The 17,766-nt window shown below is 43.2% G+C and carries 10 protein-coding genes and 1 pseudogene; 1 reads left to right on the top strand and 10 read right to left on the bottom strand.

Annotated elements, in window-relative coordinates:
• Window positions 1-57 precede the first annotated feature (57 nt).
• The 7 genes and pseudogenes from AC2VE5_RS04215 to AC2VE5_RS04185 all read right to left on the bottom strand — a co-directional run.
• The gene (locus AC2VE5_RS04215) at window positions 58-1,287 is read right to left on the bottom strand and encodes a CheR family methyltransferase (protein WP_486886523.1); all 1,230 of its coding nucleotides are present in this window, start codon (window positions 1,285-1,287) and stop codon (window positions 58-60) included.
• 170 nt (window positions 1,288-1,457) lie between these two features.
• Window positions 1,458-1,661 carry a hypothetical protein gene (locus AC2VE5_RS04210; protein ID WP_486886522.1) on the bottom strand — a complete coding sequence of 68 codons (204 nt, stop codon included), beginning with the start codon at window positions 1,659-1,661 and terminating at the stop codon, window positions 1,458-1,460.
• Window positions 1,662-1,986: 325 nt separating this feature from the next.
• Window positions 1,987-5,271, bottom strand: a complete 3,285-nt coding sequence (locus AC2VE5_RS04205; protein ID WP_486886521.1) for a hybrid sensor histidine kinase/response regulator — start codon at window positions 5,269-5,271, stop codon at window positions 1,987-1,989.
• A 108-nt stretch (window positions 5,272-5,379) separates the two neighbouring features.
• Window positions 5,380-7,989, bottom strand: a complete 2,610-nt coding sequence (locus AC2VE5_RS04200) for a methyl-accepting chemotaxis protein (protein WP_486886545.1) — start codon at window positions 7,987-7,989, stop codon at window positions 5,380-5,382.
• A complete protein-coding gene (locus AC2VE5_RS04195) occupies window positions 7,986-8,510 on the bottom strand; it encodes a chemotaxis protein CheW (RefSeq protein WP_486886544.1) in 525 nt (174 codons plus the stop codon). Before AC2VE5_RS04195 ends, AC2VE5_RS04200 begins: the two co-directional genes overlap by 4 nt.
• A gap of 14 nt (window positions 8,511-8,524) precedes the next feature.
• The gene (locus AC2VE5_RS04190; protein WP_486886543.1) at window positions 8,525-8,890 is read right to left on the bottom strand and encodes a response regulator transcription factor; all 366 of its coding nucleotides are present in this window, start codon (window positions 8,888-8,890) and stop codon (window positions 8,525-8,527) included.
• Between the two features lie 806 nt (window positions 8,891-9,696).
• A pseudogene (locus AC2VE5_RS04185) lies at window positions 9,697-9,957 on the bottom strand (DUF4388 domain-containing protein); the annotation flags it as partial.
• Between the two features lie 509 nt (window positions 9,958-10,466).
• Between AC2VE5_RS04185 and hmpF the strand changes: the two are divergent.
• Entirely contained in the window at window positions 10,467-12,188 is a 1,722-nt protein-coding gene (hmpF, locus tag AC2VE5_RS04180; protein ID WP_486886520.1) for a pilus motility taxis protein HmpF, read from the top strand.
• Here hmpF and tilS read toward each other — a convergent pair.
• From tilS to AC2VE5_RS04165, 3 genes are read right to left on the bottom strand one after another with little or no spacing between them, the layout of a single operon-like run.
• Entirely contained in the window at window positions 12,185-13,165 is a 981-nt protein-coding gene (tilS, locus tag AC2VE5_RS04175) for a tRNA lysidine(34) synthetase TilS (RefSeq protein ID WP_486886519.1), read from the bottom strand. The two genes, hmpF and tilS, sit on opposite strands and share 4 nt — an antisense overlap.
• Before the next feature lie 3 nt (window positions 13,166-13,168).
• Window positions 13,169-15,535 (bottom strand): hypothetical protein, encoded by a 2,367-nt coding sequence (locus AC2VE5_RS04170; protein ID WP_486886518.1) that lies wholly within the window; start codon window positions 15,533-15,535, stop codon window positions 13,169-13,171.
• A complete protein-coding gene (locus AC2VE5_RS04165) occupies window positions 15,483-17,750 on the bottom strand; it encodes a GumC family protein (RefSeq protein ID WP_486886517.1) in 2,268 nt (755 codons plus the stop codon). The genes AC2VE5_RS04170 and AC2VE5_RS04165 overlap by 53 nt, the downstream gene beginning before the upstream one ends.
• Window positions 17,751-17,766 lie beyond the last annotated feature (16 nt).

The following is a 17,766-nucleotide window of genomic DNA, read 5'->3' as shown; positions in this document are numbered from 1 at the left end:
AGGTTGGCATGGGCAAAATAATTTGCTCTTGACTGCTTTACAAGGTGATCGCAACTTTTATTGCTTCAAGGGAGTAACGTTACTAAATGTTATGCTCACGCCTAAAAAATTGCGCTCAAAATCTGAAATTGGGACTATATCTATATCTAGATTGTAGATACTCTTAGCTGTTGACCATTGAGCATTTTTAACTTTGACTCGACAACGATTGTGCAAACTCTGCTCGAACTTTGAGTACAATTCAACAAACTGAGCAATGAACTGCGACTTTTTCAAGGGATGCCCTAAATCGTTGGCTGACACATTCAATAAAGCCCTCGCACTTTCATTTGCCCCGATTATGATGCCGTCTTGAGACACAATTAACTGAGCAATAGGATGAGTTTCAAACGCTGATTGCCAAAGATTTTTGCAGTCTAACACCGCGTCTTTATTTGCTTGGGGATTTTTGTTGCTTAACATCAAGACATCGTTAGCACCTAAGTTAGCTCCTTTACTAAAAATACGGTGCTTGATATTAATAGGGGTAAACAGAAACGGGCGGCTGACTAAAGTTTCTGCTTTACCTAAAAAAATAAAGCCAAAGTTTTTTAGGGCAAAATGAAAGCGGATCAAAATTCTTACTTGCGCTTCGTGGTTGAAATACATAAGCGTATTACGGCACACTAATAAGTCAAGCTTAGAAATTGGCGCATCCTCAAGCAAATTGTGACGAGCAAAAATTACCCGGCGACGCAATGCAGGATTGAAAATATAGCCTTGGGGAGTTGACTCAAAATACTTGTTTAAAAGTGCTACGGGGACACCTGCTACCTCGGAGTTAGTATAACGATGCTGTCGTGCTTGTCTTAAAGCAGCTTCATCTACGTCAGTAGCGTAAATTTGGACTCGCTGTAAATACTGCTCCATTCCCAAAGCTTCAACAAAAAGAAGTGCCAAAGTGTATGCTTCTTCTCCTGACGCACAACTGGCGCTCCAGATCCGGATTGGCTCGTGAGCTTTTTTCTTACTAATAATTTTGGGGATAACTTCGTCAGCTAGGTACTTCCAAGCGTCTGGATCGCGAAAAAAAACTGTAAAGTTGATAAAAATAGCATCAAGTAAGCAGGAAATTTCTTCAGGATGTTGTTTGAGATAGTCTAAGTAGCTGCTATAACTCCCGACTCCAACCTGACGCATCCTTACTCCCAATCGACGTTGCAAGGTTGATTGCTTGTAAACAGTCAAGTCGCAGCCTTGGTTTTGCTTAAGGTATTCTAAGAAAGTATCTAGTTCGCGATCGCTCATCGTTTAGTAGTTATTCATATCTACCAGTAGCTGCGATATCGCTAATAATCTCAGCTTCTCCGGCTTCTTGAGTTTAAATACTTACTCTAGGCTAACGCGAACATTTAATTTTGGGATATTAAAAAACTATAAATTTTTTATTAATTAAGCTCGGCAAAAATTAAATTTATTTAGTAAAAACCTACAATTATTTCTATTTTTGTTGTAATGTTTTTGTTTAAAAACTCCACAACTTCCTTGACTTTTATTTCATCGACATAATCGCCATCGTGCATAAATAAATTTTGGAATTGTAAATTTTTACGCTCAAATTCTTTTTGTAAAGCACCCACAAACTGAACTACATCTAAAGACTCAAGAGCCAAGCCTTCCATTAACCTAGTTTCTGCATCAATTTAATTAATAGCATTCAATTTCAATCAGCAATCATGTCTTGAAATACAGACATTTCAATTAAGGGTAGTAAATTTCACCAAGCTTAAAAAAGTAAAAACATTTTTCTTTCAGCAGGTTCAAAGCTTACTTTAACTATTGCTACTCATCAATATCTACTCACTTTACTTTAGGCGTAAAGGACATAAGATTAGTTTTCCAACAATTAAATCATTTTAGTAATTGAATCGATTATGACACTTGCTTATTAATTTAGGCGCGATCGCTTTGCCATGAATGCAAGAGCAAAGCGATCGCCCGATTCGTTTACACAGTGCTAGGAGCAGTAACCAATACCTCACCTTTGAGCATCCTCTGGGCAGCATCTAACAAAGCTTCCTCAAGATACGGCTTGATAAAGTAACCACTTGCACCTAATTGAACTGCCATTTGGCGATGGCGATCAGAACCGCGAGAAGTGAGCATCGCAATGGGTAGATTCTGAAAATTTGGGCTTTTATGGATGCGAGACAGTAACTCTAATCCATCCATTCTGGGCATTTCAATATCGCAAAAGACGATATCGCAAGGTAGCCCATCATTTAATTTATCCCAAGCTTCTTGACCATCACGAGCTTGCTCGGTACGGTAGCCAGCGTTATTAAAGGTCATTGACAGCAGTTCTCGAACAGTAATCGAGTCATCCACAATCAATACCATTGGCTCGGTTTTGACCAAAGGTTTAGCAGGAATTCTGCCATTAGCAGAATCCGGCAGATTAAGCGGTGTTCGTTGCAGTCGTCCTGTTGCCAGTGCCATTAATTCTAGTACGTCAGCAATGGGCATAATTCGCCCATCTCCCATGACTGTAGCTCCAGAAACTCCCAAGGGTTTCGGTGCGGGAGCTTCAAACTGCTTAATAACAATTTCTTGCTCCCCTAACACTTGATCGACTTGCACTGCCATAAACGTGTTGCCACTGCGGAGGACAATCAGTGAAATTGTGTCTTCTGAGCGACCGCTACCGTAGATGCTGCCACGGCTGAGGTGGCGATTGTAGGTTAAAAGTTCTTTGAGGTGTTTAAATGGCAGCAAGGAGTTGTCCCGCCAAGCAAAGCAAGTTTGTCCTTGAGCGTTCGTAACTACATCTTTAACTGGAAGCTCGATCATTTGCTCCACACCATCCATGGGGAAGGCAATACGAGCTTTATCGCTCAAGCAGTATAGCGCCTTACAAATACTCAGAGTTAGAGGCAGACGAATAGTAAAAGTAGTTCCCGATCCTAAAATAGAATCCGTACTAATCGAGCCGCGCATCCCAGTTAAGCTAGTTTGCACGACATCCATCCCAATGCCTCGTCCAGCAAATTCATCAATGGTGTCTTTTATACTAAAACCAGGATGAAATAGCAGGTTATAAATATCTAAGCGCGCCATAGTTTGAGCTTTTTCTGGAGAAACTAGCCCTTTTTCAATAGCTTTAGCTAAAACTTTGTCAGTATCAATGCCAGCACCATCATCAGTTACAGAAATAACAGTTTGATTACCTTGGTAGAATGCCTGAATAGTTATTTTTCCCGTGGGTGATTTGCCATTGCTGATTCGCACATCTGGGGTTTCAATTCCATGAGCAATGGCGTTATTCACCAAATGACTCATGGGATCGTACAGTTGCTCTAATAGCACTTTATCGATTAAGGTGTCTTGACCATTAACGATCAGTTCAGCTTGCTTACCACTCTTGAGAGAAATATCTCTAACAGCACGGGGCAATCTACTCGCAATCTCGGCAAACGTGACCATGCGCGATTGGGTTACGCCTTCTTGCAATTGAGTTGTAACTTGGCGAAACTGACGAGCTACTTGATCGGTTTCATCGGTTACAAATTCGATGTCAGAAGAAGATTCGCGCACCCGGACAATTAGCTCAATCATCTGCTGCGTGAGGGTATGGAAGCCAGTGAAGCGATCCATTTCTAAAGCATCAAAATCAACACCTATAGCATGAGTATTGCTGTTGTCTGGGACAACGGATGGATTGGCTTCTTTTTTGCGATTGGTAAGAGAGCTTTGCAACAAACTCCGTTCGTACAATTCCTGCATTTTGAACCCTACTTCGCTTAGTTGTTGCACTTTACTAAGTAGGTTATCTAGAAATTGTCTGAGCCTTTGTTGATCTTGTTCTAAGCTATTGCGATAAACAACCAGTTCCCCAACCAAGTTACTAATGTTGTCTAAGTGCTTGACTGGCACGCGCATCATTTGCTCAAATACTGCCCGCTTGGGACTAGCTGCCAGACTCGGTTCTGGTGCTTCTATTGCTGGGGGGATACTCGGCGCGTTATTTGGCGTATCTAATTGGAGAGGAGAACCCAAAAATACGGGGGTTGGTTCTAGTAGCTCATCTAAATCGTCAAATTTATCTTCTGCTATGGGTTCGGTAGTTTCTAGCGATCGCTCGTTAGTGAATTGAACTTGACTATCATCCGCCGCTACTACTTGTAAGTCATCTTGGGCAGCAAACAGATTTGCTTCTACTTCGTCTGCGGCAGCAAATACTTCGTCGTCCCAGAAGTTTTCGCCTTCTTCATTATCGTTTTGGGCGGTATTGTCCTCAAACAGATCGGTAAAGTTAAATTGGGCAATGGGGAATTCTTGAAACGTAGTTTGATCCGTAAACAAGTTATCGAGTGCTAACATCTTGCTTTGAGACTCAGCATCTAGATAACCTGGGGTTAAGACTTCGTCAGCGTCTGTTTCTAGCTCGAACAAAGCGGCTATTTCCCGATCTTCAGATTCAAACTCAAATAAATCATCGGCGATCACACTAGATGTCGTGGTTTCAAAATTCAAGGATAGTTCTGGAGCTAGGGCTTGTAGTTGTTCGCAACTAACTATTTTCGCGCCACGTCCCGTCGCCACTAATTCTTGAGCTTGCTTGAGTTCTTTGATGACAACGGGCGCTAGAGTGCGGTAGGTGTTGTGGGGATTAGAAATCGCCTTTGCCGCCATTTGGCATAGATGGCTCCAATCAGGTAAGGCAAATTCTTCGCCTACCTTAATTAATTGCTGACAATATTCCTGGAGTTGTTGGACAGATTCTGGAGACTGAGCTTGCTTAAACAGTTCCAACATTTGCCGCAGTTGCAGAGGCACATGGGTTTGAAACACAGATATTACATCTGGATTATCTGAGTCGCACTTCGCCAAGTGTTGGTCGATTTCAGTAAAAACTGGCTCTATTTTGCTCATCAATGCACTGGCAGTTTCGTCGCTCAAGGTAGCACTTTCTAAATGCCCCACCGCCGCCCGCAAGGCATCAAACACTTGCAATAATAGTGATTCTAATTGGCGATCGACTTGAAGATTGTGAGATTCTTTCAAGATTTTGAAAAAGTCTTCAAAACGGTGAGATATCCGTAAAATGCTACTAATTCCTAGCATGGCGGCTCCACCTTTGACCGAGTGAGCGGCTCGAAACAGGTCGTTGACCATTTCTGAGTCTTTGAGCGTGGTTTGCAAGTTCAGCAATCCTTGCTCAATAGTAACTAGGTGGTCTTTAGCTTCTTCAATGAAGTAGCCCAAAATACGCTGTTGTTGTTCTGGCAGCATAGCAATAGTTGGATTTATAGGGATTGGGGAAAAGAGGCAAGCAATATCTGTGGATGGGAAGGTATGATTGAAGGTTTTGAAAAGCTCAAATACTTCAAATCAGTAGCATTACACCCGGAAGCGCTCAACAGAGGTCAGCAAGTCGCCGGCAACTCCTGCCAAACTTTGCAAGGAGCCAGAAACGCGCTGTGCTTCTTGAGAAGTTTCTTGAGCAGTTAATTCTACCGATTGCACTACGGAGGCAACTTGACGGGAAGTCTCAGTTTGCTGCACCGTATCTGCCGTAATTGAACGCACTAGGGTATCAATTCGATTTGATACTTGAACGATATCGTTGAGAGACTTCTTAGCTTGCTCGGCTAAGTTAGTTCCTTGAATAACTTGTTGAGTGCCTTCTTCCATCGCTGTCATTACTGAACCTGTTTCGCTTTGGATTTGTCTAACGATTTGCTCGATCTCTTTAAGTGCTTTGGCAACGCGATCGGCTAGTTGGCGGACTTCATCGGCGACGATCGCAAATCCTCGTCCAGCTTCTCCGGCTCTTGCTGCCTCAATACTGGCATTAAGGGCTAGTAAATTGGTTCTAGAGGCAATTTGCGAGATCAGGGCGACAATTTTTGATATTTCTTGCGATGATTCTGCAAGTCTCTTTACTTTGCGCGTTGTTTCTGCCACCGTTTGGCGGATTTCCATAATCCCCTCTACTGTCCGATCTACCGCTTCACCACCTTTTTGGGCAGTAGCGGAGGCAGAACGAGCAACGGTTTCTGCTTCTTTCGCGCTCTCTGCTACCCGTTGAATCGCGTCAGTTAGCACTTGTACCGAATTTAGGGTGACGGCTAATTGCTCGGCTTGGCGCAAGGCATCAGAAGATAAATCGCGGGCAAAAGATTCGCTATCTGTTGCACCTTTATTTACTTGCTGGGCGGCAGTTTTTACTTGTTGAATAATTTCGCGGAGATTATGAATTGTCAAGTTAAAGGAGTCGGCAACGGCTCCCAAGACATCAGCACTAACTTCTGCTTGGACGGTCAAGTCACCACGGGCGGCTCCTTCTACATCATCCAAAAGCCGAATTACTTGACGTTGTAATTCTTCTTTGGCTTGTTCTTGCTCTTGAGCTTTGCGTTGCGCTTCACCAGTGGTCTGCGATAGCCCTTTGACCATTTCGTTGAAGTTAGTAGCTAATAAACCAAATTCATCTTGGGAATAAATAGTAGCTTGGGCATTAAAATTACCCGTACGCAGCACTTCAAACTGGGCTTTTAGATCCTTGGTTGTCTGGCTGCGATGTTTTGCCGATTTACCTTCCATGACTTTAGTCGTCGCAAAACCAGCAAGTCCAGCCGCCGCCGCCATCGCTAAACCACTATTACGCACAGCAGCGCGACTATTAACTGGCGATAATAATTGCCCGCCGAGAGTAACAGCCGCAACTACTAAAGTGGAGACAAATCCTACAGTTAGAGCCGTTAAAAATGGTTTCTGCTCAGAATCAGCATTGTTCCAAAGATTTAACAAGCTGTCTTTTTCATTGGAGTTGCTTGGGCTGTTATCTGTCCCTGAAGTATCTTGCGAGTAGTTTGTGCTTACAGGGGAATTATTGATGCTAAATACTTCGTTTTCTTCCTCCGTTGTTGTTTCAGGCAGGAAAAAACCACTGCTTGATTCATCATCATCATCTGGAAGTAAAAGCGGACCTGACATATCTTCAAGAGAAGACGAATCTCCTGAATAGGAATCAATTTCGTCCACATCTCCATAGAGCGTATTCAACCCAGGAGCATTAGTTTGATTGACTTGACTCGCTTCTAAGTAATTAATATTCTCATCAAAACTTGCAGGATTTGCAGCCATGTCTGGTACTGTATGAGAACCGTTTTGGCTTAAAAATCCATTTTGGTTTGAATTGGTTGCTAAGTAGTCTTGGTCGTCACTTTCGGCAATATTCTCCCTTGCTTGGGAGTCGAGCAAATCAAACTGCTCGAAGGCGACTTCTTGAGATGAGGTATCTGGAGACGACTTGCCCGCAACTAAGAAAGCTTGGTCTTTACTACTATCGTCTGGCGATAATTCTAAGAAATTGTCCTTTGCGCCAATTCCAAAAGGCTCCTCGGTGGAGTTAGGAGCAGGCAAGTGGGAAGTGTCTTCATCTTCCGCTTGGGAGCTTTGCCAATCGAAGGGATTGGCAGAAGTTTGGAATTGGTTGCTGGCTAGATCAGCGTTATCCAAATTACTGAAAGGTTCCTCTAAAATACTGTCGTTGCCAAAGTCAAAGCTAGTAGGATTGGTAAAATCTGCGGCTAACGGTACTGGCTGTTGCGAGGATATACTTTGCGACTCTGAACCAAGAGTTAGAAAAGTATTTTCTAATTCTTGTTCTTGAGAAGCAAAACTGTTTGGCGAAGATTCTTGAATTTCGTACTGATTAACAGCTTCCAGACCGCTATTAGCGCAATCAACCAAGTCTTGGTCACCAGTTAAGTGCATGACTTCTTGATATTGTTCTCTAGCGACGTTGTACTGCTCTAAAATGCAGTAGATGTGACCCCGCAACAATCGGCTGCTAGGATCAGCTGGAAAATGCTCGACTAAACGGTCAACTAGGGTTGCCGCTTCTGGATAGTTGCCTTGAATATAAGCTTTTTGTGCTGCTTGATATTCTTGTTCGCGATCGTTGCTTGATGTCATTTGCCCCTCTGCTTGCTGAGATTTCATGCTAGCCATAGCTCGCTTTGTATGATTGCTTTTTGATCCAGCAGTTGCAGGTTTTTATTGGTAAGCTCATCTAGCATCCATTCACCCCGCACGAATAATTTCGCTGTACTGTCTGGAATATTTTTTTGTTTTACTTCTTCTACGTCTAACCATTCCATGCCGACGATGCGATCGACGGCTAATCCGACCATTGTGTCTTGGTCTTCAACGGCAATTACAGAAATTTCCGCTCGTTCTGTATTTAAAGCATTTGGCTCATTTAGGAAGTAACCAAGGTCCGCTACCCAAATTACTCTACCGCGTAAGTTTAGCGTCCCTAAAAGCGCATAAGGTGCGTTGGGAATGGGTGTAATTCGATCTAAAGGGGTGGAAATTACTTCGCGGACTACGGTTGCTGGCAGAGCAAATTCTCGCTCTGAAGCAACGTAAAAACGCAGGTATAGTTCGCCTTCTTTGCTTTCTAAGTCTTGAAACTCCGTTAGATGTTGCTTTGGGCTACTGGTTAAGGAATTAGCTTCCATCATGTACCTCGTTTTTAACCTCGGAGTAATTGTTTGACTGTTCCTACCAATTCTTTTGGTTGAAACGGTTTGACGATATAGGCATCTGCGCCTTGCTTCATCCCCCAGTAGCGATCGAATTCTTCGCCTTTAGAGGAACACATGACTACGGGTACGCCTTGGGTTTTGGGATCGGTTTTCAGCCGACGGCAAACTTCGTAGCCATTCATTCTGGGCATGACAATATCTAAAACTACTATATCTGGACGAAAAGTTTTGATTTGTTCCAAAGCTTCCATGCCATCGGTAGCGATCGCTACTATCAAACCACTACCTTTGAGCAGATCGGTAATCATCTCTCTTTGGGTAATACTATCTTCTACAACTAAAACTGTACTCATAATTGCTAATTTGCCTTTTGGTTCAAACGCCCTCGTCTGGGGACGAACTACCATGGTTTATCCTAATAACATTTAATCAATTTAAGTATCTGACGGCTTGAATGGTTACTTTTTGACTAAATAGTAACAATGAAATTGTGCAAGCTAATTTTTATATAGACTTTTATTTCATCGTATTTTCAAGTAATAATGCGGATGACGTGTAAATAAAGCATTTTAGAAAAGTTGAAAAACTACAAATTAAATACTTGAGGTTTAAAGCGAGTTCTCAGCTTTGATAAAGATTTAAGCTAGGGTCTTTGAATAAACTACAAAATAAACTTAACGCTACCGGGGCTATGTATCCAAGCGAAAATTCACGGAGAACTAGCTCGAAGTAGGTAAAACCAAGCTTTTGTATCGGTGAATGTACGGAGAGCATAACTAAGACTAGATATTTATTGTTCAAGTAATTTATTTAAGACCAATTGAGGAGTCAATAATGCTACGGAAATTTAGATATTTTTCTAGTAACGTCAATAATTTGTGTTCGGTAATCGGGGCAATTAAGTAGTCTGTAGCCTCCAGCATTCACGCTTCGATCCTTTGAATAAAGAGAGCGCGATCGCGCATTACCACGATCGGCGTGTGCCAAAAGATACTAAAGAGACGGAGCGCACTCAGCCTGTTTAGACGGATAAATTGGTTTAGTAACGGTTACAGGAGCGCGGTTGAGATAGGGGGCTAGTTGCCCTAATGAGGTTTTACTATCGGTACACTGTTGCAAATGATTGGAGGTAGAAGTAGGCAAGCATTGGTTCAACTTAATAGCGACGCAGGTAGTCACGCAGGCGAAATAAATTGGTACTGCGATTGCTGGCATATATAATTTGACCATTGAGGAAAAAGACAAACCAAGAGCAAGTTGGCAAAGATGGAGAACTGTGTAATCCTAAGCTTGGATCGATCCCTTGATTTGGAGTAGGGCTGCTGCTATACGCTTCGACAAACAATTCGCCAGTCCGCTAACCTAACTCAATCAACTGTAGGATACTGCGGATATCAATTTCATTTAGGTTGCCTTGCATTCAACTAATAAGTCTCATTACTTCAATCGCTGTTAGTGTCTGAGGTGATTCTGCCCCAGAATAGAGAAGAATGTCTCCATGCAAGTAAAAAATATTTAAGGTTTTATGTATTTAACGATTAGTATTGATACAAAGCAAAAAATCAGTAAGATCGGGCAACAGGAGCAACCGGAGAGACAATTAAATTGTTTCTCTATATAAGCACAGGGTCAGCTTAACTTAGGCTCAGTTACCTTACTCAGTTGCTTGGAGCTTACGGCGGGCTAATATGTAACAAATAATTCGCACGTTCAGTAGTTTTAGAGTTTATTTAGTAGCACTCCTTGTCTCAGTCAGTCCAAAATAGAAGCAAGACAGTTTTGCTTAAGTAGTCTGCAAGCCAAAATAGAAAGAGAAAAACTTCTTTGTTTTGTTTGTCAACTAAGTTTAATGCGGACGGATTAAACAATTTTTTAGGTAAGGTTTAGCCCCAAGATTGGGCAATAGGTATATTTAAGAGGGCGATTGGTGTGCTGTATTTAGCAGAAGTACAAAAGCAAAAAAGTAAAACTGGGTTCATGGGAGCCGCCAAGGCGGAATTAAAATTGCTTGCTTATCAACGGCCAGATCAAAGTTGGGCTGCCGTACAGGGAGAGGAAGCGATTTCAGCAGAGGAAGCCAATAACTTTAATGTTGGGGTGTTAGTCTTAGCTGACTTAAATGCTAATAGGCAAGCCCAGCAAATCCGCGAGGCTGGTCGCCCATTGGTGGGAATTTTGCAAAGTTTTTCCCGCCAGATGGAAAAAGCTAAAGGTCAAGAAGAAGAAATTGAGCAATGGAAGCAGTCTTTAACCTATCAAAGTGAGGAGTTAAATCGCCGCAACACGGAATTGGAGGGGCGGCTAGATGAGATCCAACATATAGAGGAAGACTTTGCGCGTCTAGAAGTCCAGAAACAAGCCTTTGCTACCGCTCAAAATAATGTCGAACAACTGCAAGCAGAAGTCGAGCGCAATCGCAGCGACCTAGAAGGTGCTTGGGAACAATTGCGGGGGGAACAGCGCCGCTTGGAAGAGCAGCAAGGTACGGTGTTAGACGATGGGACGAAGCAGCAGTTGCAACAATTGTTCTCTCTGCTAACGAGTAGTGTAGCTTCCAAAGCTGCTTTAAAAGAACAGCTAATTGTCTCTACGGAAACAGTCAATAATCAACAAAATATTTTGAGCTACCACTGGCAACAATTTGAGCAACAACTTGCAGATGCCGAACGCCAGCAGGGAGAAGTAGATAGTCTTAAGTCAATGTTGACTAGCCGTCAAGCAGAGTGGGAGCAAGCTCGAAAGTCTTTGGCAGAGGTACTAATAGAATCTCAAATCCAAAAATCTGCATTAAACAACAAACAAGAAGCCGCGCAAATTCTTGGCATCAAGTTACGCAAGCAAGAGGAAGTTTATCACCAACTCCAGAGGTTGGTCGAGCCTGCTGATTCCAGTAGCGCTCCAAATGTAAATTTGGAGGCGCTGGAGAATATGTCTTTAGACCAACTACAGCAAACAATCCAAGATTTGCAAAGAGATTTGGAAGGTGCTTCCCGTTTTGTTAACGATCAAGAGGAAGAACTCAGACTTTTACAGCAAATTATTGATGAGTTGCAAGGGAAGTTGAGCCAAGCTAGTGACAGTGATTTGTTTAACCTAGAAACGGAACTAGCTGACGAAAGGGATACTTACGAATTTTTGAATCAAACTTTAGTCGGTCAGCGCCAAAACTTGCAAGAGCGCAAACAAGTTTTAAATCAGCATCAGTCAGTATTGTGGCGGCGACAAGGAATCACTCCAGCCAATAGACAGGAAGATTATAAAATTGATTTGAGTCCGATTCTCGTGCAAATCGACGCACTAAAGCAGCAACAAGCAAAAGAACTGCAAAAGCTGGAAGATGAAATTACTCAGTTAGGGGCGCATAGGCAGCAATTGCAAGAGGATGTCCTCCGCCACACTAGCGCCGAGGAAACATCTCGTCACCAATTGCGAGAGTTGGAGGAAAACTTCCACTCTCAAGCGGCAGCTACAGCGCAGTGTTGGGGTAAAGTGAATCTTTACCAAGAAATGCTCCAACCTGTTCAAGATAATGTGGATGGATTGAAGCAGAAACTAGAGGCAATTTCTGCTAATATTGAGCATTTGCAAGTTCCTGACGAGCAAATTCAAGTAGAGCAAATTCGGGAGAAGTTATTAAGTAGTGTTGCTTAGGGTGGAATTAAGCAGAGCCAGCCATTTTCTACTCTAGCTAAGGCTCCTCCCGGAAAGGGATCGGTTTGGGTGCGATTGGGGGCAGAAATGAGCAAGACTAATTTCTCGATTTGCTCGAAGTTAGGACTGCGATCGCTAGATTGAATCAGAATTTGGCGCAAAACTCGACGTTGTAAAGCTAAAGGCGAAGCTTGCAATACTTGACAACTCAGTTTTAGTGGCTCTTGGGGGTGACGAGCTTGTTCGTGCAATTGCTGGGCGGCAAATTCTAAATACTCTACTTCAGCTTGCAAGAGTTCGGCGGTTTGGGCTAGGGCGATTTCTACTTGGGGGTTAAATTTGTGCAAGTACGGCAGTAATTCGTGGCGAATGCGGTTACGGGCGTATTGTAAGTTTTGATTGGTGCTATCTTCCCAAACTGGCAACTGCATAGTTTGGCAAAATTGAGCGGTGGCAGATCTTTGAATTTGAAGTAAGGGGCGGATTAGGTGTAGCCCACAATCGAGAGTGCGCTGCCACGAGAGCGCTTGCAAGCCATCGGCTCCGCTACCACGAATTAAGTTGTAGAGCAATGTCTCCGCCCGATCGCTGCTAGTATGCCCAGTAACAATGTAAGGATAATTGTGAGCTTTGGCGACTTCACTCAAAGCCGCGTAACGCCATTGTCTGGCGGCGGCTTCGCTAGGTAAGGAACGAGTCGCAGTAGTGCCGTAATAGGGGACTGCCCAAGTGCAAGCCAGATTTTCGACATGAAGGGCGTTGGCATGAGAATCGGTGCGCCAGAGATGGTTGCAGTGGGCGATCGCCAGCGTCCACCCCCATTTAGGTTGTAAGTCTAGTAAGAGTTTGATTAAACATAAAGAATCTTGTCCCCCAGAAACAGCAACTAGCAAACGTTGGTTTTTGGGTAAGAGATGGCGCGCTCTCAAGGTACGGTGCAAACTGGCATGGAGAGGTGTCCAAGGGGCGCGGCTCATGGTTTAAAACTGAACTGGTAACACTACACCGACCCCAATAGCTAGATCGTTATCTGCTCGGACTCGTAAAGTTTCAAAAGGTGACGAACCTACTCGGTTAGTTAAATACGCTTCTAGTTGGGGGGTATTGGCGGAAACACCAGGTTGCCAGCGCAAGCCCACAGTCCAAGGAATAGCATTTTCTAAGTTGTCCCCCGTAAAAGCATTACCGTCGCTAGTGAAATTGATTCCGGCTTCGGCGATCGCATCTAAGTCTCTATTTAACGCTAAGGAGCCACCAAAATTGAACCCAGCAATTTGTAAGCCATTGCGTTGAATAAATCCCAAGGTAGGAGTTAGCCAAACAGCGTTACCACTATTAAATTGATAATGTAGGGGTGCAGAAAGAGTAATAATAAATAACTCACCATCCCTTTCGTTGCTAAAAGCAAACCCGCCTTTATCTAAACCTCTTTGCTCGAATTCATTGCGATTGTCATTGATGAGGTTGACTAGCACGTTGTTCGAGCGGGCTAAAGTGGCTACACCGCTAAAAGTAAAAGGATCGCCATCGGCTTGATGGAGAAATCTAATTTTGCCACTAAACCCGAATTCCGATTCGTCGATGATGCCAGAAACGTAATTAAGAAAAACTCCAAATTCTAAGTCATCTAGAAGCCCGTAGCGCAAGGAAGTTAATATTCCTTGGTTTCCACCCGTGAGATTGAGGACAGCTTGCTGATTTGCCACCGTACCGCCGTCTAAAAAGGCAAATCCGGCGCTGCTGCTAGGTGGAGGCTCTTGGGTTGTGCCACTTTGAGCATAGCTGCGATTGGCACCTGTAACTCCTGGTAAAAATGTTACGCCCACACCCAAAGAAGTATAGGCGCGATCACCTACTAAGGACATTGCTCCGGTATTGCCTAAAGTATTAGAAACAAATAAATCGGTTGCTAAGCGAGGATTGACTAGGTAGCGCAAGCCCGCATTAAAAGCAACGGTACGAGCAGGTTGCCCAGTTTCGCGATTAATTGAGTTATTGCCTGTAAAAGGGACAAAAGCATCGCCCCAGAGTACAAGCCGGGGTAATACGCGATAAGTTACACCCCCAGCTACACCAAAAGTTGTGCCAAAGGAGCCAGGATCGCTAACAGGTGGAGTGCTGAAATAAAGGGCGTGGCTATTGGGTAAAAAAGCAAGTTTTGGAGATACTGTAAACTGCAAGCGATCGCTCGGAGAAATTGTATAAGGTAATTCCAGGGAAGTAACAAGTCCGCTATTTCTACCTTGGCTAGCGATTGCTCCCGTTGTGGCATCGGTAAATCGGTAAGGTCGTCCTTGCAACCCTGTAGAAAAAGAGATAGCTCCGCTCAATGATTGAGTCTCAGATTGATTTTCCCAGATTCTTTGCTTGCCTTGAAAAGTAATTTCTTGAAAGAAATTAGGGCTAGTGTCATCGGCGTTAATTCTTTTGACATCAAAGCTGCCTTGACGACCGGGACCTGAATTGTCAACAGTTTGAGCATCTACCGTTAGTTCTAAATTATCTGTTACGCCCCAAGTAATGCCAACAGTTGGCTGACCTGTTAAGCCCGTATCTGCTGCATTACCCGATGGAAAAGATTGGCGGTAACGTAAATTAACTAAAACTTCTCCTTGATTTAGCTGCTCGGCGGTGGTCAATACTGGATGACGAGTGGCTAAAGGCGACTGCTTTTGGGGTTTTGATGTTGATTGTGCTAATAATTGCTGGGGTGTTTTTAACCCTCCACTAGCGATCGCACTCAATGCTTTTGTACTGCTAGTTGGTGAAGCATTGGCGACTTCTTTTGCCATTACAACTAAGTTTAGCGGCGATGCTTGTTTAACCGTATAAACTTGCCCTTGTTGCTCCCACATGATTGACGAAAATTCGCGACTTGTTAGTAAATAACCGCGCAAATTCTTAGCTAAGGCAATGGGTGTAGCGGCTGATTGATATTTTTTTAATTCTGTTGTTTCCCTAACTAATTTGCGATCGCTTACAGCTACACTCGCTACTAAACAAGATTCTATTTGTTCAGGGCAGTTAAATATAGTGACAGTTAGACTACTAGACTGACTTGCGGGAGTAACTTGGATGTACCGACGATCGGGCTGACCGATACGAGCTATGAACCAATTTTGCGATGGTAAACGGATTGCCCGTCCAGGCGGCAAGCTGCGGCTAACAAGCTGCTGCCACGAGTTACTCACAGGCATAGCAGATACTTTAATATCCTTACCTAGTATGCTTAAAGCTAGTGCTATTAGTAGCAAGTGGCGCGAATCAGGTTTGTATTTCACTTTACTTAATGGTTCATGAATTAACGCTGGGAGTACGTGCTTTGTAGTAGTAGTAATTGTACGCATTACCACTATGTTTTTTCACACCATTAACTACTAGACCCAAGACATTGGCGCGAGAAAGTTTTAAGTCGTCAATTGCTTGTCTAACCACATTCCGGTCAGTTTTACCCATCCTGACTACCAGTACAATTCCGGCGGTGTGAGTTGCGACTATACTGCTATCGGCAAGTCCTAGAATCGGTGGGGTATCGTAAATAACCAAGTCAAATTCACTCCGTAATTCCGCCATAATATTCTGCATCTTTTTGGAGGAGAGCAGCTTAATTGGGTCGGGGGGAATTTGCCCTGAAGTGATTACAAACAAGTTTTCCCATAAAGGCGATCGCTGAATTGCCTCGTATACAGGTAAATTGGTGGAAATAATGTTGCTTAGTCCCTGTTCGTTGGGCAAACCTAAGCGCGAATGCACTTGAGGCAGGCGCATATCAGCGTCTACAAGTAGCACTCTTTGTCCCATGGCGGCGGCAGCTTGGGCTAGTTGTACCGATACTGTAGATTTGCCATCGCCTTTTTGAGCGGAGCTAACAACCAAAGAATTTATGGGTGTATCTGAACCCAAAAAGTTGATATTGGTATGTAGGGAGCGAAAAGACTCAACAAAAGGAAAGTAAGATTCATTTTGGGCGTTGTTCATAGTAGGCAACACCAATTTATAACCTTCTGCTTTCTTTTCAACCTTGGCTTGAGCTAAACTTGCGAGTTGCTTAAGACCTTTATTAAAAGGAATAATACCTAATAGCGGCAATTTTGTTAAGTCTTTGAGGTCTTCGGGAGTATGGAAGACGTTGTCTAGTCTTTCTGCCAACAGCGCCGCCGCCATTCCTGCCATAATTCCGGCGATCGCACCTAATACTAAATTGCGCTTAATATTAGGGGAAATTTGTTCTTGTTCTACTTTAGGAGCCGCGATTACTTGCCAGGGAATTTCATTTTGGGCATTTTCAATCTGCAAAGATTCGCGCTTTTCTAAAAATCGGTTTAAGCTTTCTGTTGCTACTTTCAATTCTCTTTGCAAGTCTGTATATTGACGAGCTAAGGTTGGCAATTGCTCGACCGATTGATTTAATTTATCTTCTGCTTGGCTAATTTCTGCTAAACGTACTTCTAATCCAGAAATTTTTGTTTCTAATTCTACTAATTTATTGCCTAATACCCGTTGCGCTTCTTCTCTTAATACTGGCAGCAGATTCTCTCGTTTAGCCCGGAGCGCCACCATACTTGGGCTGTCATCTTGAAATCTTGTTGAATCTGCTCCAATTTGACTTTCTATATCCCGCAGTTGACCTACTAATTTTTGATATACGGGAGCTTCTTTGAGTGCTTGAGCGGTATCCGAGCGTTCCTGGGAATTGGTAGCAGCGTAAAATGCTGGGTTATCAGCTAGAGCTTCCCCTGATTGAGCTTGAAAACTTGCGTATAGCGAGCGAGTTTCTGCTAGTTCTTTTTGCGTATCCAATCGCTGCAATTCAACATTGTCTACTTGCCTAGATAGTTGCTCAGCTTTTACTTCTGGGTCTATAAAGTTGTATTGCTGTCTAAATTGTTGCAATTGTTTTTGCAAGCTATTAACTCGCAATTGCAATTCGGGTAATTGCGAATCTACAAACTGAATTCCTTGCCGCAGATTTGTTTGCCGCTCTTGGAGAGAGTATTTCAAATAATCTTTAGCCAACTGCTGCAAGACAAACTGAATTTTTTCTTGTTCGGTATCTTGGTAGCTGACTTCTAAAATTTTTGTTTTTTCAAAGCGTTCAATTGTCATATTTTCCAGCATTGAATTGTAATCAATATCTGGATATTGCTGAGATAGTTGGCTAACAATTGGAGCCATCAATTCAGGACTTCCTAAAACCTGAATTTGCGTACTATAGTCTAAGCCTTCTTGCTGCAAATTAGGAGGTACACCAGGAATTTGCGTTAGTCCTTCTAATTTATTTTCTGAAGTTACAGGCTCAACTAAAAGTTTGAACGTGCCTCTATACTTTGGTTCTTGAGTAAAAGTCCAAAACCCAACGCTAGCCGCAATAGCGATCGCTACACTCCCAATTATCACCACCCGGCGGCGCACTATTGTTATTAGCTGCCGCAAATCTAAGTCGTCGTCGTCAGATTGATTAGGATTATTTGGTAAGGGGTTTGCATAAATTGGCAGCGATGGCTGGGAGGGTTTGCCATTTTTCTCAAAGTTGAACGGCTGCGTTCGTTGTTGATCTTCCATAAATTAGCCACTAATT

The sequence above is a fragment of the Aliterella sp. E5.1 genome, from assembly GCF_057473825.1.
The sequence above is the reverse complement of the archived record's forward strand: the minus strand, read 5'-3'. Positions and strand labels throughout refer to the sequence as shown.

Excerpts from the sequence above, each read along its gene's own strand:
- AC2VE5_RS04165 (WP_486886517.1), bottom strand. The coding sequence starts at position 17,750 with ATGGAAGATCAACAACGAACGCAGCCGTTCAACTTTGAGAAAAATGGC.
- AC2VE5_RS04205 (WP_486886521.1), bottom strand. The coding sequence starts at position 5,271 with ATGCTGCCAGAACAACAACAGCGTATTTTGGGCTACTTCATTGAAGAA.
- AC2VE5_RS04170 (WP_486886518.1), bottom strand. The coding sequence starts at position 15,535 with ATGCGTACAATTACTACTACTACAAAGCACGTACTCCCAGCGTTAATT.
- AC2VE5_RS04195 (WP_486886544.1), bottom strand. The coding sequence starts at position 8,510 with ATGGAAGCTAATTCCTTAACCAGTAGCCCAAAGCAACATCTAACGGAG.
- AC2VE5_RS04190 (WP_486886543.1), bottom strand. The coding sequence starts at position 8,890 with ATGAGTACAGTTTTAGTTGTAGAAGATAGTATTACCCAAAGAGAGATG.
- AC2VE5_RS04200 (WP_486886545.1), bottom strand. The coding sequence starts at position 7,989 with ATGAAATCTCAGCAAGCAGAGGGGCAAATGACATCAAGCAACGATCGC.
- tilS (WP_486886519.1), bottom strand. The coding sequence starts at position 13,165 with ATGAGCCGCGCCCCTTGGACACCTCTCCATGCCAGTTTGCACCGTACC.
- AC2VE5_RS04215 (WP_486886523.1), bottom strand. The coding sequence starts at position 1,287 with ATGAGCGATCGCGAACTAGATACTTTCTTAGAATACCTTAAGCAAAAC.
- AC2VE5_RS04210 (WP_486886522.1), bottom strand. The coding sequence starts at position 1,661 with ATGGAAGGCTTGGCTCTTGAGTCTTTAGATGTAGTTCAGTTTGTGGGT.